The sequence below is a fragment of the Flavobacteriales bacterium genome (assembly GCA_013214975.1).
Classification (GTDB): Bacteria; Bacteroidota; Bacteroidia; order DT-38; family DT-38; genus DT-38.
The window spans coordinates 1-3,784 of the sequence record JABSPR010000375.1 but is presented as its reverse complement, the minus strand read 5'-3'; the positions used below and the strand labels follow the sequence as shown (position 1 = coordinate 3,784).

The following is a 3,784-nucleotide window of genomic DNA, read 5'->3' as shown; positions in this document are numbered from 1 at the left end:
AATCTTCTTCTATGACCTCTTTCTTTTTGAGCAACTAATGCATCTCTACCTATAAAGTCACCACAGTTATAGTTTACAGCAAATCCTAATGCCGCTTCAACAGGAGTGTCATCCGTTGTAATATCAGAACCCCAATGTTTGTATCCTTTCTCTAAACGACCACAATCAACAGCGTGCATACCAACTAGTTTAAGACCGTACTTAGGACCAACTTTCATGATAGCTTCATAAACAGCTAATGTTTGTTCTACTGGGCAATAAAGCTCCCAACCTAGTTCACCAACAAATGATAAACGGATTGCGAATGGTTTTCCTAAACCAACATCTAATTGACCAGATGTTCCAAATGGGAAGCCTTCATTAGATAAATCTTGTGGGCAAATTTCTTGAAGTAATTCTCTAGATTTTGGTCCCATTACAGCAAGCATCGTGTAAGTATTAGTTACATCATATGCTATTGCTCTGGCATCCGGATTCATGTTCCTTTTGATCCAGTCCATATCTCTTGTACCAGTAGCACCAGGAGTAGCTAAAAAGAATTTCTCTTCTCCAATTCTAGTTACGGTTATATCAGATTCAATACCACCACGTTCGTTACACATTTGCGTGTAAACCACTTTCCCAACTGGTACTTCAACATTGTTTGCACAAATTCTCTGCAATTCTGACATTGCATCTTTTCCTTCCACCATAAACTTGGCTAAAGAACTTAATTCATACATTCCAACGCCTTCACGCATCGCTTTTAGTTCTGCACCACAGTTGTCGAACCAGTTTTGTTTTCCCCAAGCGTACTCATACTTCGGTTCTTGTCCTTCATTGGCGAACCAGTTAGCTCTTTCCCAACCTTGAACTTGACCAAATACAGCACCTTGCGCTGCTAATCTATCATGAATAGGAGTTCTTCTTACATTTCTACCTGTTTCTGGCTGTCTGAAAGGGAAGTGATCCCAATACAACATACCAGTTGCTTCGTATGCTCTTTCAGTTAAGAAATTTTGGTTGTTTGCCCAAGAGTCGAATCTTCTAACATCTACTGGCCATAAATCTTCTTCTGGGTAACCTTGATCCATCCATTGAGCTAATGCCTTGCCAGCACCACCTGAAGATGAAATACCTACAGAGTTCATTCCGTTTGCAACAAAGAAATTCTTAACACCAGGAGCTTCACCTAACATGAATAAGCAATCTGGTGTGAAACTTTCTGGAACAGTAGTTAAGTTGTTTACCTCAGCTTCCGCGAAGGCAGGTACAATGTCTACAGCATTCTCTAAGAACAATTCGAATTGATCCCAATCTTCTTGTAGTTGAGTAAATTCAAAATCATCTGGAACACCTTTAGCACCCCATGGTTTAGCTACAGGTTCAAATCCACCTAATAAAAGACCGCCACCTTCTGGTCTGATATAAATGCATTTGTCCATGTCTCTCAAATAAGGGAATAATTTAGGACAACCTTCAATCGGATTAGTAGTCATGTGCATATGCTCTGCGGCATGTACAGGAAGAGTAACACCAACCATCTTACCGATTTTAGTTCCCCACATCCCAGCGCAACATACTACGAATTCACAATCGATGTCTCCTTGGCTAGTTTGAACACCAGTTACTGCACCATCTTTCTTGAATATTTTTGTTACCTCACAATCTTGCACTATTAAAGCACCACCTTGACGAGCACCTTTTGCTAAAGCTTGTGTAGTATCTTCTGGATTAGTAAAGCCGTCGTTTGGTTGGTACCAAGCTGCTTTCAAATCATCCGTATCCATTAATGGAAAATGATTTTTCGCTTCTTCCAAAGAAATCCTTTCCATTTCAATACCGAATGAGTTAGCCAGATCCATAGATCTGTCAAATTCATGCACTCTATGTTGTGAGTGAGCTACTCTTAATGAGCCTGTTTTTTGCCATCCAGTTGCCTGGCCAGTATCGGCTTCTAAACCTTCAAAAAGTTCAGTACCGTATTTAGCTAGCCTTGTAAGTGCTTCATCGGCCCATAACTGACCAACTAAACCAGAAGCTGCCCAAGATGTTCCTGAGGCTACTTTCTTACGTTCAACTATTACTATATCCTTCCATCCCAATTTAGTAAGGTGATAAGCTGTGCTACAACCTATAATTCCTCCTCCAATAATTACAACACGAGCGTGCTTGGGTAAGTCTGCCATTTTCTAAATTTATTAATACTGTTTTATTCTTTTATATAAGTATCGCCTTTCTTCGTACAATCCAAAAGGACGACAATTCTACTGCTAATTAATCAAAAAACAAATTATTCTAACGTAATATAATCAACTAGAAATCAACGTTCAATTACTTTGTTCAGGGCTTTGCTTTAATTAAGTAGCTCAATTATAGCGATGTAGCCATCTACGTCAGTCGTGTTGCCGATTTCGGGAGCAAATGTAAATAAATATATTATTCAATTGTAAAAAAAAATAGGAGAAAAAATTAACCAGTTATTAACGCACCTGGAATCTATATATAAAGTAGGCCCTAAGACTTTTGTTTTAACAGTAGTTGCGGCAAATTAATTATCCACACATTATATATGTATGGTATGTTAATCTATCACTAAAGAAGATCATTATTATTAATTATTGCTGTTAACAACCTATACCTAATTTGATTTGCTGATTTCGAATATTTCACGATATTCGCCGAGTTAGCGCTGAGGTTTAGTGCTATTGATTAAACAGCAAGCAATTATTGAGGGAAATTCCTCGCACAATTTTAAAAAGTTAAGATATGATATCTGCATGGATGTTATTGGCTTTTGGCGCTATGTTCGGATGGGGCTTTGGTCAAGGATTTACAAAAAAGTATATTAATGATGTATCGGGTACAAAGTTTTGTTTGTATTTCGTGTTTGCAGTTTCTTTTGTGAACATTGCCTTATGGTTATACTGGGGAGCACCAAACCCATTTTATACGGAGACTGGTGAGTTTGCGGGAGCCTTTACGTTTTGGGGGATATTCTCTTACGTATTAGACGGTATTGCATGGGCAGCTTATTTTGTATGTATTAGATACGCACCAATCGCGATTGTTGGAACTGTGGCAGCAGCTTACCCAGCGATTGTAATGGGAGTATTGTACTTATGGATTGGTCAAGAAGCAACTACTATTATGTGGATAGGAGGTATAGCTGTAGTTGCCGGTTGTGTTTTATTAGGATACACGCCAGCATCAGACGTAGATGATTCTGTTGATAATTCGCACGTTGTTGCAAAGTATTGGATTCCTCTAGCTATTACAGCAGCACTAGGTTGGGGATTTGCATTTGCTTGTTTAGGTTATTCTACAAGTGAAGTAGCTAGTTTGCCAGGAGCTGATGGAACTAAACAATTAATTTTATCTGTAATAGGAGATGCTATAATATTAATCCCGTTTGCTCTAATTGCTGGGAAAGGTGATAAGCACGATATGGAAGGTCTTAAATTGGCTGTTCTTCCTATGGTTTTATTCGCAGTTGGAAATGCATGTAATATGCTAGCTTATAATGCTGATGGCGGTGCACAAAACGGTGGTTTAATTGCTGCTATAGGTGCAGCATACCCAATGATCACATTAGGATTTGCTTATATATTCTTGAAAGAAAGAATAATTCCTTTCCACTGGATGGCTATTGGAGTTATCATGACAGGTATCATGTTATGTACAGGATCTGTTGAAACATTATTAGGTTTGTAAGAATGAGTTAGCTCATTAATTTACTGATTTTAGTATTAAAAGGCCATCTGTTATTACAGATGGCCTTTTTTTTACCTCATTTTCAGGGGTT

General features: G+C 38.3%; 2 protein-coding genes. One reads left to right on the top strand and one right to left on the bottom strand.

Annotation, left to right across the window (positions count from 1 at the left end; all coding sequences use genetic code 11):
• On the bottom strand, positions 1-2,168 hold a 2,168-nt coding region (locus HRT72_11970), incomplete at its 3' end, for an FAD-dependent oxidoreductase (GenBank protein ID NQY68421.1).
• Between the two features lie 580 nt (positions 2,169-2,748).
• Between HRT72_11970 and HRT72_11965 the strand changes: the two genes are divergently transcribed.
• Positions 2,749-3,693, top strand: coding sequence for an EamA family transporter (locus HRT72_11965; GenBank protein NQY68420.1), 945 nt, complete (start codon positions 2,749-2,751; stop codon positions 3,691-3,693).
• The last annotated feature ends 91 nt before the right edge of the window (positions 3,694-3,784 follow it).